An 18,009-nucleotide genomic window follows, 5' to 3' on the forward strand; every position below is an offset into this window, starting at 1 on the left:
AGTGACCGCCGCCCCGCGCGCCCAGCGGCTGCGCACGACACTGCATTCGGCCGCCGCGGTCGCCCTACCGGCCAGTCTCTGGGTCGCGGGCACGCTCCTGGTCAGCGATTATTACGGGTGGCAGAATGTCTTGCTGCTCAACAAGATTCTGGGACCGCACGACAGCCCCACGGCGGGGCATCTGTGGTTCCTTGAAGTGATCTTGTACTTTACGATCGCTGGGGCGTTGCTCCTCCGACTCCCCTATGCCGACCGGTTGGAACGCACGGCTCCCTTCTGGTTCGCGGCCGGTCTACTCGCGCTGGCGCTCGTATTCCGATACCAGCCATTCGGTCTCTACCCGGCGGACGATATTCGCTTCTCGCCCTTGACCTTCTGGTTCTTCATGCTCGGCTGGGCCGCCGCCAAGGCCGCCACCCTCGGGCAGCGAGCACTGCTCACCGCCGCGGCCTTGCTCACGGTCCCCGGCTATTTCGGCGACACCGAACGCGAAACCCTGGTGCTGGCGGGTCTACTGCTGCTTTTCTGGCTGCCCACGATGCGGGTCCCGGCGGCTTCGGCCGCGACGGCGGACCTCCTCGCGGAGGGCTCGCTGTTCGCCTACCTGTTCCACTGGCAGCTGTATCCGCTCTTCGGCGAGCACCGCTGACCGGCCCTGCTGGTCTGCCTGGCGGCCGGGGTGGCGGCCGCGCAGCTCGGTAATTCCCGGCCGGGACCGCTCAGTGCTCCACGGCCCAGACTTGCGCCTCCGCTTCCTGGGCCAGCTTGGCGATCAAGATATCGCGTGGAATGGTCTGGCCGGCAGGATGATCGAGCGACGGAACCACCACATGGTGGGCATCGGCACGCTTGAGTTCGGCGGTCAGCTCGGCAAATGCCGTGCCATCGCCGGGGGTCGATTCATGGAACGTGGCGGCGAAGCAGAATCCGGCTGATTGGGCCAGGCTGGTCATCGCGTCTTCCAGCTCGTCACTGCGGCCGTCGGCCAGATCGTCACGCACGTACCCATAGATCAACGCTTCCACCCGAACCTCCGTTGGATTGGGGATCGCTGTTCTTGTGTGTGCCCACTTCGAGCATGGCGTTCTCGAAGATGCAATTGCAGATGTCAACCCACTGACATCCACGTGCCCTATCCGGGTCCATCCGGCGTTAACTGGTGAGATACTACAGAGCGTGTCCGCTGGTGACGATCGACCTGTCTGGGCTGTCCGAATGCGCGCCGAACGTGATGCTCGGGGGTGGTCACAAGCCGACGTCGTGCGCGCCATGCGGGGGAAATCCACCCACAATCTGCCCACCGACTCGACCTTGCTACGCAATTGGCGGCGTTGGGAATCGGGCGAATCACGCCCCGACGACTTCTACGCTCCGATCATCGCGGCCGCGTTCGATACGGTCACCGCGGCATTCTTCCCCAAGGCCCGGCCCAATCGCGATGACGAACTGCTGTCGGCCACCGGTATGGACACCCTCGAGTTCATCGGGCGGCTGCGCATGTCCGATGTCTCGTCGGCGACCTTGGATGCCATTCGTATTACCGCCGATCGTCTGTGTTCCGAATATCCCTGTGCGGACCCACATGAGCTGCATGCCGAGGGTACGGCGTGGTTGCGCCGCATTACCTCCTTATTGGACGGCCGACTGACTCTTGCGCAGCACCGCGAAGTGCTGGTTCTCGCCGGTTGGGTGGCCCTACTGGTCGGTTGCGTTGATTACGACCTGGGCTGGCGCACGGCCGCCGAGGCCACCCGCCGGGCCGCGCTGTCCCTGGGCCAGGAGGCCGACCATGCCGAAATCATTGGCTGGGGAGCCGAAATGGCCGCTTGGTTCGCCTTGACCCAGGCGAACTATCGCGGGGCCATCGAGGCCGCCGAGGCGGCGCACGACTCCACGGTGAATCTCGGCGTGGGCGTCCAGCTGGCGGCACAGCGCGCCAAGGCGTGGGCGCGGCTGGGGGACCGCGGCGAGGTGGAAGCCGCTCTCGGGCAAGGCCGTTCGATCTTGGACAAAATGGACCATCCAGCCAATCTGGACAATCATTTCGTGGTGGATCCGCAGAAGTTCGATTTCTACGCCATGGACTGCTGCCGGGTAGCCGGTGACGATCGCCTCGCCGAAGCCTATGCCCGCCAAGTCATCCTGAACTCGACCAGGCCGGACGGCAGCATCCGCAAACCCATGCGCGCCTCGGAGGCGCGGCTCACCCTCGCGGTCGTGGCGGCGCGCGATCGCAATCTGGAGCTCGCACTGGACGAGGGCCTGCGCGCTTTCACGGGCAAGCGCCGTTCGCTGCCCTCGCTCATGTGGATCGCCGGGGAAACGGCGCGTGAGATGATCGAACGCTTCCCGGGCGATCCGCGCACGCGCACCTATCTCGATCAGCTGCGCGCCTTGGCCGCCGGGTGATTCGTCCCGGTTACTCTCCAGCGCATGGACTTCAGTCTGTGGACCTGCGCGGTGCGGGGGCACGAGACCTACGCCCCCGACGAATCCGATCTGGCCGCCCGGCTGCATATCGCCACGCCCGCGGGTCAGGCGTGGCGGTGCCTGCGCTGCGGTGACTTCACCGTCGGTGCGCCGCGCCGCCACGGTCCCGCCGACGACGCACCCGAGGTCCCGCGCGGGCGGCTGCTGCGCGACCGCTACCTCATGCGGGCCCTGGCCGTCGAACGCGGGCTGCGGGCGCTGATCTTCATCGCGCTCGGCGGCGGCGTACTGAAGCTGCGCGGCTCGCAGCGGTCCTGGCGGGCCACCTGGGATTCCGAACTCCCGCTGCTGCGCCAGCTGGAGGATCAGATCGGCTGGAACCCGGATCATTCCAGGATCATTCGCTGGATCGACAAGGCGTTCACACTCTCTCCGACCACCCTGACCTGGATCGCGATCGGGCTGTTCGCCTATGCCACAGTCGAACTCGTCGAAGCGGTCGGACTGTGGCTGGTCAAGCGCTGGGGCGAGTACTTCGCGGTCATCGCCACCGGCGTCTTCCTGCCCTTGGAGATCTACGAGCTCACCGAGAAGGTCACCGTCTTCCGGGTGGGGGCGCTGCTGATCAATGTGGCGGCCGTGGTCTGGTTGCTGTGGAGCAAGCGGCTGTTCGGGATAAATGGCGGATCCGCCGCCTACTACGCCGAACATCACTCCGAAAGCCTGCTCACCGTCGAACGCGCCGCCGCGGCCGCCGCGTCCGGCGGGTAGCTCACCGCCCAGGAAAACGGAGACCGCGTTTCACAACCCGCAGCAACCACGCGGCTGCGGGGATACGATGCGAAAATGGCCCACCCCGGCACCGCGGGATACGGGGCGACGGTCGCATCCGCCCCCGCGCCGGGCGCTGCCCGCGGCGGGGTCGCCGAGGTGGTGGAGCGTTTCGCGGAGGCGTGGGCGCAGGCGCGCACACCGCCGCCGCTGCCCGATTACCTGCCCGACTCCCCCGCCATCCGCCGGGTGTCGCTCATCGAACTGATCAAGGTCGATCTCGCCAATCGGTGGTCGCGCGGCGCGGAGCCCAAACGACTGGCCGACTATGTGGCCGATCTGCCCGAGCTGAGCACCTGGCCGCTGCCGCCGGATCTCATCTACGAGGAGTTCCATGTGCGCCGCCGGGCGGGCGGCGAGGTGGAGGTCGAGGAGTACACGGCCGCGTATCCGGAACAGGCCGAACAGCTTTCGGAAATGCTGGCCACCGACGACTACCACAGCACGCTCATGGGACCCGCCGATCCGGTGCGGCTCGACGATCTGGACGCCGGGCAGAAGATCGACGACTTCGACCTCATGACCGGTCTCGGGCGCGGCGCCTTCGCCCGGGTCTTCCTGGCCCGGCAGCGGTCCATGCAGCGCCTGGTGGCGGTGAAGATCTCCCAGGACAAGGGCGCGGAGCCGCAGACCCTGGCGCAGCTCGACCACGACTACATCGTCCGGGTCTTCGATCAACGCGTGCTGCCCGACCGGCGGCTACGGCTGCTGTACATGCAGTACGTGCCCGGCGGGACGCTGTTCACCGTGCTCGAACGGGTGCGGCGGACACCGCCGGAGCAGCGCGGCGGGCAGCTGCTGCTGGATGTGATCGACGGCGTGCTGGCCGACAAGGGCGAGATCCGGCCCAGCGAATCGGCGACGCGGGCGGAGCTGGCCGGGCTGTCCTGGCCGGAGACCATTGCCTGGCTCGGCAAGCGGCTGGCCGAGGCCCTGGACTATGCCGGGCGCAGCGGAGTGCTGCACCGCGATGTGAAACCGGCCAATGTGCTGCTGACCGCCGAGGGCATTCCGAAACTCGCCGATTTCAATATCAGCTTCAGCGGGAATGTCTCCGGTGACAGCCCGGTCGCCTACTTCGGCGGCTCGCTGGCGTACATGTCGCCGGAACAGCTGGCCGTGGTGCATCCGGGTAAGGAGACCACCGCCGCGGATCTGGATGTGCGCTGCGATCTGTTCGCACTGGCCGTGGTGCTGTGGGAATTGCTCACCGGCCGTATGCCGTTCGGCGAGGAGACCGTGGACGGCGGGGACCGCACGGCGCTGGACGGCATGCTGGATCGCCGGTCGAGCAGTCCGGAATCGCTTCCGTACCAGGATCTTCCGGCCGACTGCCCGGCCGCGCTGCGGCGCGCGCTGGTGCGGGCGCTGGATCCGGAGCCGGAGCACCGCTGGGCCTGCGGGGCGGATATGGCGCAGCAACTGGAAGTCTGCATGGATTCCCGGGCGCGCGATCTGGTCGATCCGGCGCCGGGCAGCGGGCGGTTGCGGGCGCGCATGATCATGCATCCGATCATGGCGGCGGCCATCGCCATACCGAACGCGCTGGCAATCCTGTACAGCTACAACCACAATCGCACGCTGATCATCGACAAGATGGACGCCTACGCCCAGCAGCGCTTCGATCAGATCGCCATCACCACCTACGGCGCGTGTTTCCTCATCGGGTTCGTGGTCACCAATGTGCTGCTGGCCAAGCTGTGGTCGATCGCGCGGGGACTGCGCAAAGGCAAGACCTACGATGCGAAGACGCTGGCCCGCGCCCGCACCGACACCTTGCAACTCGGTAAGCGCAATGTGCTGACGTGTTTCGCGCTGTGGGTGCTGGCCGGGATCGTGGTGCCGGTGTCGGTGCAGGCGACCGGCAATCACCTGCCGACCGAATCGTATGTGCACTTCTTCATCACTCAGATCGTCTGCGGCGCCATCGCCATGGCCTACCCGTATTTCCTGGTGAGCTTTTACGCGGTGCGCTCGCTGTATCCGATGTTCCTGCCGCACGGCGGGCTCGGCGCCGACGATGCGCGGCAACTACGCGAATTGGACCGGCGCAGTACGTATTTCCTCGCCATCGCGGCGGCGGTGCCGCTGCTCGGCGTGGCGGGCGCGACATTCATTCCGGCTGCGGATATTCCGTCGGTGATCGTGCCGCTGCGAGTGCTCTGCGTCGGCAGCGCACTCGCATTCGTCGGCGTCTATTGGCTGTTCCGCATGCTGGAGAAGGATCTGGCGGCGCTGGAACGCATTGTCAGCTGATCATGCGGCCCGTTCGGCGCGCGGGGCCGCGCCGAGGATGACGGTCAGCGCGGCCGCGAAGGCGAGCGCTCCGCCGAGCCACATCGGGGAGGTGATGCCGAGGTGGTCGGCCGCCTGCCCGCCGACCAGTGCGCCGAGGGCGATGGCGGCATTGAACACTCCGACGAACAGTGCGGAGACGCTGTCGCGAGCGTCGGGCGCGGCGAGCAGCATCCAACTCTGTGTGCTGACCGATACGCCGCCGTAGGCGAGGCCCCACACGAGTATGAGGGCGGCGGTGCTCACCGCGGTGCCACCGAATGCGGGCAGTCCGAGAGCGGCGAGCGCCAGCACCGCGCTGATCACGATGAGCGTCGCGCGCGGGGCCTTGATGGCCCGCGAGCCCGCGACGAAATTGCCGAGCACACCGGCGATTCCATAGCCAAGCAGCAGCGTGCCGACCGCGCCCGCGCTCGCGCCGCTGACCTCTTCGAGCACCGGGCGGATGTAGGTGTAGGCGGCGAAATGGTCGGTCACCAGGAATGCGACCACCAGCAGTCCGGTGCGCACGCGCGGATCGGCGGCCCGGCGCAGCCCGCCGCGCAATCCCACCACCTGTTCGGCGGGCAGCGCGGGCAGCAGGACGGCCACGGCGATCAGGACCAGGACCGCGACCCCGGCCGCCGTCGCGAAGGCGGCGCGCCAGCCCGCGAGCGCGCCGAGAAAGGTGCCCGCCGGGATGCCGAGTACGGAGGCCACCGCGACGCCGCTGAACACCATGGTGGTGGCCGCACCCACTGAGCGCGCCGGGACCAGGCGCACCGCCAGCCCGGCGGCCAGCGCCCAGACGCCGCCCATGCCGAGGCCCACCAGCACGCGCGCCATGATCATGACGCCGAAATTGGGTGCGAGGGCGGCGGCGAGATTGCCCAGGGCCAGCACGGTGAGTAGCGCGCACAGCACCCAACGACGGTCGAAGCGGGCGAACCAGGCGGTCAGCAGCGGTGCGGAGACCGCCGCGACCAGGCCCGTGACGGTCATGGTCAGCCCGCCCACGCCCTCGGTGATGCGCAGGTCGGTACTCATCGGAGTCAGCAGACCGACCGGCAGCATCTCGGAGGTGACCACCGTGAAGGTGCCCAATGCCACGATCGCCACCCGCAGCCAATCGCGCGGGCTCGCCGTCCGGCCGGGATCGGGCTCGGTCCGGCTCCCCTGTGCCGGTGGCAAATTCGCGATGTCGTCGACTTGGGTCATGCTCTCGAGTCAATCGATCTCGCCGATCGGAAACAACGGCGAAGGTCTCATCGTTCTATGAGCCGGACTCATCGATCGAGGTCCGCCGGTGCGAGAGGACAAGCATGAGCCTGGAAGTGCGTGAGCTGGAAGCGTTTCTGGCGGTCGCCGACGAACTGCACTTCGGGCGCGCCGCCGAGCGGCTCTACCTCTCCCAGAGCCGGATCAGCCAGTTGCTGCGCGCCCTCGAACAACGCATCGGCGCCCGCCTGATCGAACGCACCAGCCGCCGGGTGCGGCTGACGCCGCTCGGCGCGGACTTCCGGGTGCAACTGGAGCCCGCCTATGCCGCACTGCGCGCCAGTGTCGACGATGCCCGCGCGGCGGCCCGGGGCGTGACGGGATTGCTGCGCATCGGTTTTCAGGGTGCGCCCAACGACCAGGTCATGGCCGCCATCGAACTGTTCGGCGCGCGCCACCCGGACTGCGCCATCACCCTCACCGAAATCCCCCTCGCCGACCCCTTCGGCCCCGTCTACCGCGACGAGGTCGACGCCGCCATCGTCCTGCTACCCATCGAGGAGCCCGATCTCGTCCTCGGACAGGTCTTCTCGCAACACCCGTTCTCCATCGCGGTAGCGGCCGGACACCCGTTCGCAACCCGCACCGCGGTAACGGTCGAAGAGCTGGCCGACTGCTCCCTCATCACCGTCCGCGGCCCGGCCCTGGACTACTGGCGTCGCGTCCAAGCACCGCACCTCACGCCGAGCGGCCACCCGATCCCCTCCGACCCAGCCGTCGCAACCTTGGAGGAGGGACTCGCCCTGGTGTCAGTCGGCCGCGGCGCCATGCTGCTCTGCCACGCCACAGGCGAATCCCACACCCGCCGCTCGGTCACCTTCGTCCCGGTCCTCGGCCTCCCCGATTCCCGCCTCGGCCTGATCTGGCACCGCACCGCCGAAACCGCCCGCCTGCGCGCGTTTTCACAGGCCCTGGCCGTGGCGGGCGATCGCGGCCCGATCAGCGCCTGACCTCACCCGCCGCCCCGGAAGCCGACTCCACCTGGACGATCGATCACCGGGAAGCTGTGGCGGCATCGGCCGAGTGGACGCCGCCACCAGTTCCCGGTCGATGGTGTTTCAGTATTCGTCGCTGCCGGACCGCCGACCTATTCGGAGCGGACGGCGAATGTGACCGGGCTCAATCGCAGCCCGGATCGGGGATGCCGGATTCGCCGGAATGGGCGCGCCGAGACTTGGCGCGATGCCCAACCGGTCGGCGGGGCGTACTAACCTTCTCCCGGTGAACGAGTCCGCTGACGGATTGCTGCCCGACCCGGCGGGGGTCGGCGCCGAGGAGTTCCCGCATGCCGAGCGGCTGCGGCTGTTCTCGTTCGCGACCGCCGAGAAGCGCGGGGATTACCTGTGGGTTTTGCGGGCGTTCGATACGGCGCGGGCGGCATATGTGGTGTTGTTGCACGCCTCGGATGTCGCGGAGACGCTCAATCGTTGCCCGGGGGCGCCGGGGTTGACCGCCACCGAGGTGGGGCCGCTGCTGGAGCAGTTGCATCAGTGGGGGGTGCTGGAGCGCAGCTATGACGGGACGCGGGCGGCGACGCTGGCCGAATACCGGAATCGGCATTACGTGTATCAGTTCTCGCAGGCCGGATATCAGGCATTTCGGGCGGTTTCGGATGTGCTGGCGGCGCGGCTGGACGAGGCGGCGCTGTCGCGCATGGTGTTGCCGGAGCTGCTGGCGGATCTGAATACCCTTGCCGAGGCGAACAAGAGCGGGGACGCGCCGCGGGTCTACCGGGTGCTGAACCGTCTGGACCGGGCGCTGTCGGATCTGGCGGAGCGGGCGGCGCATTTCTACCTGACGCTCGGCGATCTAGTGCGGACCACCGAGGCGACGCCGGAGGCCTTCCTCGCGCACAAGGACGCCCTGCTGGCGCATATGCGCGAGTTCTCCATGGATCTCGCCCGGTTCGCGCCGCGCCTGGCGACCGCGATTCGCGAGGTCGAGGAGACCGGCGTCGACGACCTCATCGAGCGGGCGGCACGCTGCGATGAGCGCGTGCTGCTGAATACCGCCGAGCGGCAAGCCGATTGGCGAGCCCGCTGGCAGGGCCTGCGGTCCTGGTTCCTCGCCGACGGCGAAGCCACCCTCACCGAATGCGAGCGCCTGCGCGAAGCGACCATGAGCGCCATCGCCGCGGTCCTGTCCCTGCTGCGCCGGGTCACCGAGACCCGCAAGGGCGGCGTGAGCCGCGAATCGGCCCTGCGCCACCTGGCGGGCTGGTTCACCGCCGCCCCCACCGCCGACGCCGCCCACGCCCTCTACGACGCCGTCTTCGGCCTGGGCCGCCCCCGCCACCTCGCCATGCAGCATCCGGACGCCGATATCATCCCCGCCATCCGATCCTGTTGGGACGCACCGCCTTTGGAGATCGCCCGCACCCTCGCCGAAACCGGCCGCCCGCCGACCCCCGGCGCTCCCGCCCGCCTGCAACGCAATGACGCGGGCATCCGCCGCCTGCGCGAGGCCCAACTCGACGCCCAGCGCGCCCGCGCCGAGGCCGCCCGCTCCCTGGCCTCCGCCGACGTCCACGAACGCGAACTCGACGACAGCGAAACCGAGGTCCTGCTCCGCCTCATCGACGCCGCCTCCACCGCCTGGGTCCCGGTCTCCGGACGCGTCTCCGGCACAACAGGTTCCGACAGCAGCGTCACCCTGACAGTCTCCGAATGCGAAGGCTCCACCGTCGTCCGCACCGCCCGCGGCCTCCTCCACCTCAACGGCCGCCGCCTCGACATCCGCGAAACCGCCACCTCCCGCAAGAACTCCGCCGCCCTCGAGCGCGCCGCCGCCACGCGCGGGGCCGACCGGAAGGAGCGTGGGTGATGCACGCGCGGTCCATTGATTCGCTGGCGTTGGACAACTATCAGCGGGCGGCTCGGGTGATTCTGGCGAATCATCTTGTGACGCGGAAGTATCCGGATCGGATCGCCTTGCCGTTGTTGCGGCGGTGGGCTACCGAGTTGCGGGAGGATCTGGCGGAGCTGTTCGGGTATCGGCTCGAGGTGACCGAGACGACGGCTCGATTGTTTCCGGTGCTCGACGAGCTCGATTCGGGGCGGCCCGCGCGGACGACCGGGGATCGGGTGTTCGATCGGCGGCGGTATGCCTATCTGGCGTTGGCGCTGGCGGCGCTGGGGCGGGCCGGGGATCAGATCACGTTGTCGGAGTTGGCGGATCAGGTCGCGGCCTATACCGAGCGGGTGGACGGGCTGGAGCTCGCGCCCGATCGGGCGGCGGATCGGGACGCTTTCGTGGATGCGGTCGGGTGGCTGGCGGCGCGCGGGGCGGTGACGCGGGCGGGTGGGCGTCGGATCCCGAAGCGGGAGAGGCGCTTTACGATATCGATCGGGCGGTGGTGTTCGCGCTGTTCCGGCCGCCGCGGGCGCTGCAGCATCTGCAGAGCGTGGCGGGACTGCTGGGCGAGGAGGCCGGGGGTAGCGATACCCGTTCGCCCGCAGCGTCTTTGGCGGCGCGGAAGGTGCGGCGGGCGCTGGTGGAGCAGCCGGTGGTGTATGCCGATGCGTGGGAGGAACCGCATCGGACGTTGCTGGCGCAGGAGAAGCTGGTGGCCGAGGTGGAGCTGGTCACCGGGCTCAAGGCGGAGCGGCGCGCCGAGGGAGTCGCGTTGATCGACAGTTCCGGGCGGTTGTCGGATGTGCGGTTCCCGGGCACGGGCACGCTCGCGCAGGTGGCGCTGCTGCTCGCGGGTGAGATCGCCGATCTGGTGCTCGATATCGACAATCCGGTGGAGCGGCGCGAACGGCCGGAGCGACCGCTCACCGATCTGGTGGAGCAGCTCGATACCGCCATCCCGATGACCACCGTCTTCGCGCCGCTGGCCGATCCGGTGGATATTTTTGCCCCGCAGGAGGATTCGGACGCCGAGGACGAGCAGGAGCCGGAGATTCCGGACTTCCCGTTCCTCGAATCGTCCTGGATCCGCGACACCGTGCAGATGCTCGCCGACCGCTACGGCGCGACCTTCGCCGCCCAATGGCAGGCCGATGTCCCCGGGCTCACCGCCGAGGTGGTGGGGCTGCTGGAGCGGCTGCGGCTGGTCGAACTCGTGGACGGCGGCCTGCTCATCCTGCCCGCCCTCGCTCGTTACCGCGGGGCCATCGTCACCATCCGCACCCGCGCGGAGACCGAATTGTTCATCTCGCCCACCGAAGTCGGCGAGCACGCTGCAGAGAAGGGGCATCGATGACCGACCTCATTCACGGTGGAGTCCGATTCGTTCCCACCCGCGCGGGCATCGTCAACCTGTAGGACTACCGGGATCAGGAGTTCTGCTTCGCCGACGGGCGTCTCGTGTTGCGCGGGCCCAACGGCTCCAGCAAGACCAAGGCGCTCGAGGTGCTGTTCCCCTTCGTGCTCGACGGGCGCATCGAGCCGCGGCGGCTCAACCCGTTCGCGGGTGAAGAGCGCACCATGAAGTCGAACCTGTTGTACCGCAAGCAGGAATCGGCCTACTCCTATGTGTGGATGTAGTTCGCACGCGGCAACTGGGGCGAGCCCGAGACGGTGACCATCGGCATCGGCATGCGCGCCACCCGGTCGGTGGACAAGGTGACCCGCTGGTATTTCGTCGCGGACGGCCGTGTGGGCGTGGACTTCTCACTGTTGGGCCCCGACGATCGCCCGCTGACCCGCAAGCAGCTGGCCGAGCAGATCGGCGGCGACGCCATCGTGGACCGGCCCGTCGAATATCGCGCCGCCATCGACGCCCGCATGTTCGGCCTCGGCCAGCAACGCTACGACCAGCTCATCAATCTCATTCTCACGCTGCGCCGCCCGCAGCTGGCCAAGAACCTCGACCCGCGCGGCCTGTCCCAGGCCCCCACCGACGGCCTGCGCCCGCTCGACGAGCAGCTCATCCTCGACGCCGCCCGCTCCTTCAGCGATATGGAAGAGGTCGGCCGCACCCTCGAGGGTCTCGTCCAGGCCGACAGCGCCACCCGCGCCTTCGTCGGCGTCTACCGCAAATATCTTGCCGTCCAAGCGAAGACGGATGTCGACCAGGTCCGCACCCGCCTCGACGCCGTCACCCACTCCAGCACCGCCCTGCACGCGGTCGCGGCCCTGCGCCAGCGCCGCGACGCCGACCGCGCCGCCGCCGAAACCCGCGCCGAGGACGCCGATCGCGCCTACGAACAGGCCCTCGCCGACCGTGAAACCCTTCAGCGCTCCAGCGCCTACGAGGGCAAACAGCAGCTCGACGACCTCGCCGACGCCGTCAAACGCCTCGAGTCCTCCTCCGCCGTCCACGACGACAAATCCCTCAAGGCCCGTCAAACCGTCGACCAGCGCGCCGAGGAATCCGAACGCGCCCAGGCCGCCGTCCAGAACGCCGCCTCCGCCCTCGCCCGCGGCGAGGACGAACTCCGTTCCGCCGCGGAAGAAGCCGGAATCCCCTGGACCTCCCTCCCCGAGCAGGCCCGCGCCGACCACCTCACCACCACCGTCCGCTCCCACGCCGAGGAACGCGACGCCGACGTCCGTGCCGTCCGCCGCGCCCTCACCCTCGTCGATGCCGCCGTCACCGAACGCACCCGCGCCGAACGAGCCACCCAGCGCGCCACCGAACTCCGCGAATCCGCCGCCGCCGACATTGCCCAAGCCGAAGCCGCGGTAGCCCTGGCCCGCTCCAATACCGCTGCGAGCCTGCGCGATTGGTGGGACACCCACCGCCAGGTCTCACCCCCCATCCGCACCGGATTGTTCGAGGCCCTCGACGACGCCCTCGCCCACGCCGGAACCGAACCCGCGGCTGCCGCTCCGCCCGCCGATTCGAACCGACCGAAGCGCAAGGGCGCCGGTCGCGCCGCGGCCGGAGAGGCAGCCGCGTCGGTGGCGGCCACGTCCGTCTCGAAGCTGTTGCCCGGCACTATCGATGGTGATGCTTCCGGTGCCGCGGTACCGGCGACAACCGACGCCATGGAATCCGCAAGCACCGCGGCGCGCTCCGGAGACACCGGCGCGCCAGGGACCGGCGACGCCCCCGGGTCCGCAGGCGGCGCCGCCTCCACCGGCAGCGCGGTTGCCGAGGCCGGAGACGCCGCCGGGGTCACCGCGAGGACCGGATCTGCCGCCGATCCGGGGGCGGTGCCCGCAACCCCCGCCGAGGTGCTTGCCGAACGCACCGAACCGCTGACCGAGGAGATTCGCGGTCGCCGTCAAGAGGCTCGGGCGCGCGCCGGACAGGCCACCGCCCGCGCGGCCGAGCTTCGCGCCGAGCGCGAACAGGTGGCCGCCGAACGCGATGACGCCCCACCGACTTTCGCCGCACGCACCGATACGCGCGACGGTCGGCCCGGTGCACCCCTGTGGCGGCTGGTGCGCTTCGCCGATCACGTCACCCAGGAAGCGGCCGCCGGTATCGAAGCAGCCCTGCAAGCCGCGAACCTGCTCGACGGCTGGGTGTGCGCCGAAGCCACGCTGCCCGAGCACGACTCGGATCAGTTCCTGAAGCCCTTGCCGCAGACCGACCGACCGGCAGGCCGAACCCTGGCCGATGTACTCGTGGTCGAGGACGACTCCGACACGCTGACGGTGCCGCGCGAGACCGTCGCCGACGTACTCGCCTCCATCGCACTGTACGAGGTCGGCCCCACGCCCGCGAAGCGCACGTCCACGGGTCGAAACGCCCCGTCCACCAGCGCATCCGCCGTAGGTGCGAATGATGAGGCGTGGGGTGGCGCAGACGCCCTCGATGTGGCGGGGTTGTTCATCGTCGGGACGGATGGCCGTTTCCGGCAGGGGGTGCAGGTCGGGCGGCATGTCAAGGCCGATGCGGAGTTCATCGGGACCACTGCCCGCGCGCGTCGACGGGAGCTGCGGCTCGGCGAGCTTGCCGCGGCGATCGAGTCGTCCGAGGCCGAGGCGCGCGAGGCGCAGGCCGCCGAGCAGGGCGCGACCGATGAGCTGGCCCGGATTTCGGCTGCGGCCAAGGCGCTTCCGCGTACGACGGCGGTGACCGCGGCCCTGCGGACGGTCTCGGAGGCGGCTGGTGTGCTGCGGTCGCGCTCGGAAGCGGCGGCGCAGGCGGAGCGGGACCTCGATCAGGCGGTCGCCGAATATACGGTCGCCGACAAGAAGGTTCGGGCCATTGCGGCCGATCACAAGGCGCCGCGTGACCCGGCCGAGCTCGATGCCCTGGCGGCGGCCGTGCGGCATTTCGAGAATGCGGGTACCGCCCTGTTGCGGCTGCGCGGGGACCATCAGCGCGAGCACGAGCGGGCGCGCGAGGCCGGGGACCGGCTCGACGAATCCAAGGATCTGGCGGAGGCTTTCGCCGAAGAGGCGGAGGCGGCGCGCGGCGGGTACGAGGAACAGCTGCGGAAGCTGGAGACGCTGCGGGAGGCGCTCGGGGCCGGGGCGGCCGATATCGATCGCGAGCTGGAGTTGGCGCGCGAGAAGATCGATGCCGCGCGGGCCGAGCAGAAGGCCGCCCGTAAGGCCGCGCACGATGCCATCGAGGGCGTCGGCACGGCCGAGGGTGCGCATCGGGCGGCGCGCGAGACATTGAGCACCGCGCTCACCGAATTGCTGGCCGATGTGCGGCATCTGGCACCCTACGCCCGCCCGGATCTGCTGAGCCTGCTCGGGGCGCCCGCCGAATCACGGTGGCCCAGTAGCGATGCCGCCTGGTCCACGGCCGAGCAGCTGCTGTACCGGATCGAGAATGGGGATCCCGAGACCGAACCGCGCGTGCTGCCCGAGGAAGTGGCGGAGCTGTTCGAGAACCTCTCCACCGCGACGGCTTCGGTGCGCGCCGGAGAGGCCGCGCGCAAGAACACCCGCAGTGCGGTGACCACCGCGCTCCAGGAGTTCGACGCGGCGCTCACCGCCGCCCGGCAGGATTACCGCCTGCATTGGGATGCGGCGGACGGGCTGACCGTGGTGCAGGTGCACGACGATCACGGGCTGTCGGCTCTCGCGGATTTCGCCGAGCGGATCGGGGCCGCGCGCCGGGATCAGGAGCTGCTGCTCACCGACTCCGAGCGGCGTATTCTCGAGGATGCCCTGCGGACCGGCCTGGCCCAGCAGATTCACGAACGCACCTCCGACGCACGCGATCTCATCTCCCGCATGGGTATGGAGATGAAGCAGCGCCGCATGTCCTCGGGCAATACCATCGGCGTGCACTGGGTGCTGGCCGACAACCTGTCCGAGCCCGCCCGCGCCGTCTGCAAACTCCTCGACCGCGACTCGTCAGAGCTGACTCCCGATGACCTGGGCACCATCCGCGCCCATTTCGCCGCCGAGATCCGCGCCGCCCGCGCCGCGCATCCGGAGCGCTCTTTCCCCGAAATCCTCGCGGCCACCCTCGATTACCGCACCTGGCGGATCTTCTCGTTCACCATCGTCACCGCCGACGGCACCGAGGACCACCTCACCGTCGCCCGCCACAGCGCCCTCTCCGGCGGCGAACAGTCGGTCTCCCTGCACCTCCCCCTCTTCGCCGCCGCCCACGTCATGCTGGATTCCGCCGACCCCCAGGCCCCCCGCCTGCTCGCCCTGGACGAAGCCTTCGCGGGTGTCGACGACAACGGCCGCAGCGAACTCCTCGGCCTCTCCGTCCAATTCGACCTGGACCTCTTCATGACCGGCTACGACCTCTGGATCACCTACCCCCACGTCCCCGCCTGCGCCCACTACGACCTGGCCCACAGCGCCGCCGAGAACACCGTCTCCGCCACCCTCCTGGTCTGGGACAGCGACGACCTCCTCGCCGAACACGACGGCTCCGACCTCACCGCCGCCCTAGGCTCCCCCAACCGCCGCCGCACCCCCCACACCATCCAGGGCGGCATCACCTTCGACGAGGCCGTCCTCGCCGACGCGTAACCCCCACTCCGACTGGCACGTAGTGTCGGAATACGTGACCGACCTCGAGATTCGACCCGCCACGGCCGACGACGTTCCCGCGATCGTCGCACTGCTCGCCGACGACTTCCTCGGCGCGACCCGCGAGGACCGCACCGACCTCACGCCTTATCTCGAGGCATTCGCGCTCGCCGACGCGGACCCGAATCAGCACATCGCCGTCGCCGAGCGCGACGGCCATATCGTCGGCACCTTGCAGCTCAGCGTGATTCAGGGCCTGTCACTGCGGGCGGCGAGACGGGCGCAGATCGAAGGCGTGCGCGTACACCGCGAGGAGCGCGGATCGGGCCTCGGCACGACCCTCATGGAATGGGCCGCGACCAGAGCGCGCGAACTCGGCTGCTCGATCGTGCAACTGACATCGAACGCCCAGCGCACCGACGCACACCGCTTCTACGAGCGCCTGGGCTACGAGCCGTCCCACATCGGTTTCAAACTCGCCCTCTGACGCTCCCGGCTTCGGGAGTATCAGGCGCGGGCCGGGGTGCGGTGCAGGAAGTCCACGAGGGGGGCCAGTTCGGGGATGGTTTCGGCGTCGGCGAGGGCCTGTTCGAGGGCGCGGTCGTGGGTGGGGTGGGCTTCGTCGTAGGTTCGGCGGCCCTTGGCGGTGAGTTCGGTGTAGATGCCGCGGCGGTCGTCGGGGCACAGGACGCGGACGAGGAGGCCGCGGTCCTCGAGGCGGTTGACCAGGCGGGTGGTGGCGCTGGCGGAGAGGGCGGCGGCGCGGGAGAGCTGGGACATGCGCATATGCCAGCCGTCCTGGCGGGAGAGGGCGTCGAGGACGGTGTATTCGACGACGGAGAGGTCGTGTTCGCGTAGTTCGCGCTCCAGGGCGGTTTCGATATGGCCGTGCAGGGCGGCCAGGGTGCGCCAGCCGGTGGCCCGCACTTCGATCGCGTCGTCGGCAATTCCCATGAGGACAGCATAGCGCCGACTTGCAATAGTGCGCGCGTGCAATTATCTTTGCGTGCAGTTAGTTGCACACACGGTATATCGGCGGAAGCTCGGTCAGCGCGTGCGCAAGGCCAAGAACATCGCTTGGAAGGAAAGGCTCATGCCGCTCGGCCTCATCGCCCTCGCGCTCGGGGGTTTCGGTATCGGACTCACCGAGTTCGTGATCGCGGGTCTGCTCTCTTCGGTCGCCGACGACATGGGCGTTTCGGTGCCCACGGCCGGATACCTGATTTCCGGATACGCGCTCGCCGTGGTGGTGGGCGCGCTGGCGCTGACCCCGGTCGTCAACCGCTGGGAGCCCAAGCGGGCGCTCCAGGTGCTGATGGTCCTGTTCACCGCGGGCAATGCGCTCTCGGCCATTGCGCCCGGATACGCCGCACTGCTGGGCGGGCGCATTCTCGCGGCGCTGGCGCACGGCGCGTTCTTCGGCATCGGCGCGGTACTGGCGGCCTCGCTGGTGGCGGCGGAGAAGAAGGCGGGCGCCATCTCGATCATGTTCGGCGGCTTGACGATCGCCAATGTGCTGGGCGTCCCGATGGGCACCGTCATCGGCCAGCAGTGGGGCTGGCGGGCCACCTTCGCGGTCATCGCGGTCGTCGGCGTGATCGCCCTCGCGGGCATTACCGCCTTGGTCCCCGCGCAGCCCGCGGACACCGCCGCCCGTCCGAGCCTGCGCTCCGAACTGGCCGTCTTCCGCAACACCCAGGTCTGGTACTCGCTCTCGCTGACCGTCCTGATCTTCGGCGGCATGTTCGGCGTGTTCATGTACATCGAGCCGCTGCTGACCCGCGTCACCGGCTTCTCCGAAGGCGCCATCCCGTGGCTGCTCGTCCTGTTCGGCCTTGGCCTGTTCGCGGGCAATCTGGTCGGCGGCCGCTGGGCCGACCGCACTCTGTCCCGCACCCTGTTCGGCATGACCTTCGCCCTCGCCGTGGTGCTGGCGGCCTTCGGCGTGCTCGACGAGTACAAGATCGCCGCCATCGTGCTGCTGCCCGCCATGGGCTTCTTCGGCTTCGGCGCGACCCCGGGCCTGCAGATGCGCATCATGGACCACGCCGCCGCGGCCCCCACCATGGCGTCCTCGGCCAATATCGCCGCCTTCAACGTCGGCAACTTCCTCGGCGTCTGGCTCTCGGGCCTGGCCATCGCGGCCCGACTCGGCTGGGGTTCGCCCCTGTGGGTCGGCGCGGCCTTCGCCGTGGCGGGAATCGCCGTCCTGGCCTTGGCCACTCGCGGCGAGCGCACCCCGACCGCCGACACCCCGGCACGAGAACTCGCGACGGCGTAGCCACCCCGCCGAGGAACCCACCACGACCCGCGAACCCCGGCACGAGAACCGGCCTTCATCGGCCG

Annotated in this window: 12 protein-coding genes and 2 pseudogenes; 11 read left to right on the top strand and 3 right to left on the bottom strand. The window is 69.3% G+C overall.

The window, feature by feature from the left end; translation table 11 throughout:
- Positions 1 to 649: pseudogene (locus NC4_RS41120) on the top strand (AMP-dependent synthetase); the annotation flags it as partial.
- A 70-nt stretch (positions 650 to 719) separates the two neighbouring features.
- Here NC4_RS41120 and NC4_RS22945 read toward each other — a convergent pair.
- A complete protein-coding gene (locus NC4_RS22945; protein ID WP_067541776.1) occupies positions 720 to 1,025 on the bottom strand; it encodes a hypothetical protein in 306 nt (101 codons plus the stop codon).
- 190 nt (positions 1,026 to 1,215) lie between these two features.
- On the opposite strand from NC4_RS22945, the gene NC4_RS22950 reads away from it, so the two are divergent.
- The 3 genes from NC4_RS22950 to NC4_RS22960 all read left to right on the top strand — a co-directional run bounded on the left by NC4_RS22950 (position 1,216) and on the right by NC4_RS22960 (position 5,517).
- Positions 1,216 to 2,409 (top strand): XRE family transcriptional regulator, encoded by a 1,194-nt coding sequence (locus NC4_RS22950; RefSeq protein ID WP_218021274.1) that lies wholly within the window; start codon positions 1,216 to 1,218, stop codon positions 2,407 to 2,409.
- 24 nt (positions 2,410 to 2,433) lie between these two features.
- The gene (locus NC4_RS22955) at positions 2,434 to 3,201 is read left to right on the top strand and encodes a DUF2127 domain-containing protein (RefSeq protein WP_067541778.1); all 768 of its coding nucleotides are present in this window, start codon (positions 2,434 to 2,436) and stop codon (positions 3,199 to 3,201) included.
- 75 nt (positions 3,202 to 3,276) lie between these two features.
- Positions 3,277 to 5,517, top strand: coding sequence for a serine/threonine-protein kinase (locus tag NC4_RS22960; RefSeq protein ID WP_084529669.1), 2,241 nt, complete (start codon positions 3,277 to 3,279; stop codon positions 5,515 to 5,517).
- Here the strand turns inward: NC4_RS22960 and NC4_RS22965 are convergent, their stop codons facing one another.
- Positions 5,518 to 6,753, bottom strand: coding sequence for an MFS transporter (locus NC4_RS22965; protein WP_067541779.1), 1,236 nt, complete (start codon positions 6,751 to 6,753; stop codon positions 5,518 to 5,520).
- Positions 6,754 to 6,857: 104 nt separating this feature from the next.
- Here NC4_RS22965 and NC4_RS22970 point away from each other — a divergent pair, with 104 nt between their 5' ends.
- The 6 genes and pseudogenes from NC4_RS22970 to NC4_RS22995 all read left to right on the top strand — a co-directional run bounded on the left by NC4_RS22970 (position 6,858) and on the right by NC4_RS22995 (position 16,150).
- Positions 6,858 to 7,763: a LysR family transcriptional regulator gene (locus NC4_RS22970; protein WP_067541781.1), complete on the top strand. Its 906-nt coding sequence runs from the start codon at positions 6,858 to 6,860 to the stop codon at positions 7,761 to 7,763.
- 346 nt (positions 7,764 to 8,109) lie between these two features.
- Positions 8,110 to 9,636, top strand: coding sequence for a TIGR02677 family protein (locus tag NC4_RS22975; RefSeq protein ID WP_369690783.1), 1,527 nt, complete (start codon positions 8,110 to 8,112; stop codon positions 9,634 to 9,636).
- A pseudogene (locus NC4_RS22980) lies at positions 9,636 to 11,020 on the top strand (DUF2398 family protein). The gene NC4_RS22975 and the pseudogene NC4_RS22980 overlap by 1 nt, the downstream one beginning before the upstream one ends.
- A 104-nt stretch (positions 11,021 to 11,124) precedes the next feature.
- Positions 11,125 to 11,304 (top strand): hypothetical protein, encoded by a 180-nt coding sequence (locus NC4_RS22985; protein WP_067541783.1) that lies wholly within the window; start codon positions 11,125 to 11,127, stop codon positions 11,302 to 11,304.
- Between the two features lie 33 nt (positions 11,305 to 11,337).
- Positions 11,338 to 15,663, top strand: a complete 4,326-nt coding sequence (locus tag NC4_RS22990; RefSeq protein WP_067541785.1) for an SbcC/MukB-like Walker B domain-containing protein — start codon at positions 11,338 to 11,340, stop codon at positions 15,661 to 15,663.
- Between the two features lie 34 nt (positions 15,664 to 15,697).
- On the top strand, positions 15,698 to 16,150 hold the full coding sequence (locus NC4_RS22995; protein WP_067541851.1) for a GNAT family N-acetyltransferase: 453 nt from the start codon (positions 15,698 to 15,700) through the stop codon (positions 16,148 to 16,150).
- 20 nt (positions 16,151 to 16,170) lie between these two features.
- Here the strand turns inward: NC4_RS22995 and NC4_RS23000 are convergent, their stop codons facing one another.
- Entirely contained in the window at positions 16,171 to 16,617 is a 447-nt protein-coding gene (locus NC4_RS23000) for a MarR family winged helix-turn-helix transcriptional regulator (RefSeq protein ID WP_067541787.1), read from the bottom strand.
- 139 nt (positions 16,618 to 16,756) lie between these two features.
- On the opposite strand from NC4_RS23000, the gene NC4_RS23005 reads away from it, so the two are divergent.
- Positions 16,757 to 17,944: an MFS transporter gene (locus tag NC4_RS23005; RefSeq protein WP_067541853.1), complete on the top strand. Its 1,188-nt coding sequence runs from the start codon at positions 16,757 to 16,759 to the stop codon at positions 17,942 to 17,944.
- Positions 17,945 to 18,009: the final 65 nt, after the last annotated feature.

Source organism: Nocardia crassostreae (assembly GCF_001613405.1).
Taxonomy (GTDB): Bacteria; Actinomycetota; Actinomycetes; order Mycobacteriales; family Mycobacteriaceae; genus Nocardia; species Nocardia crassostreae.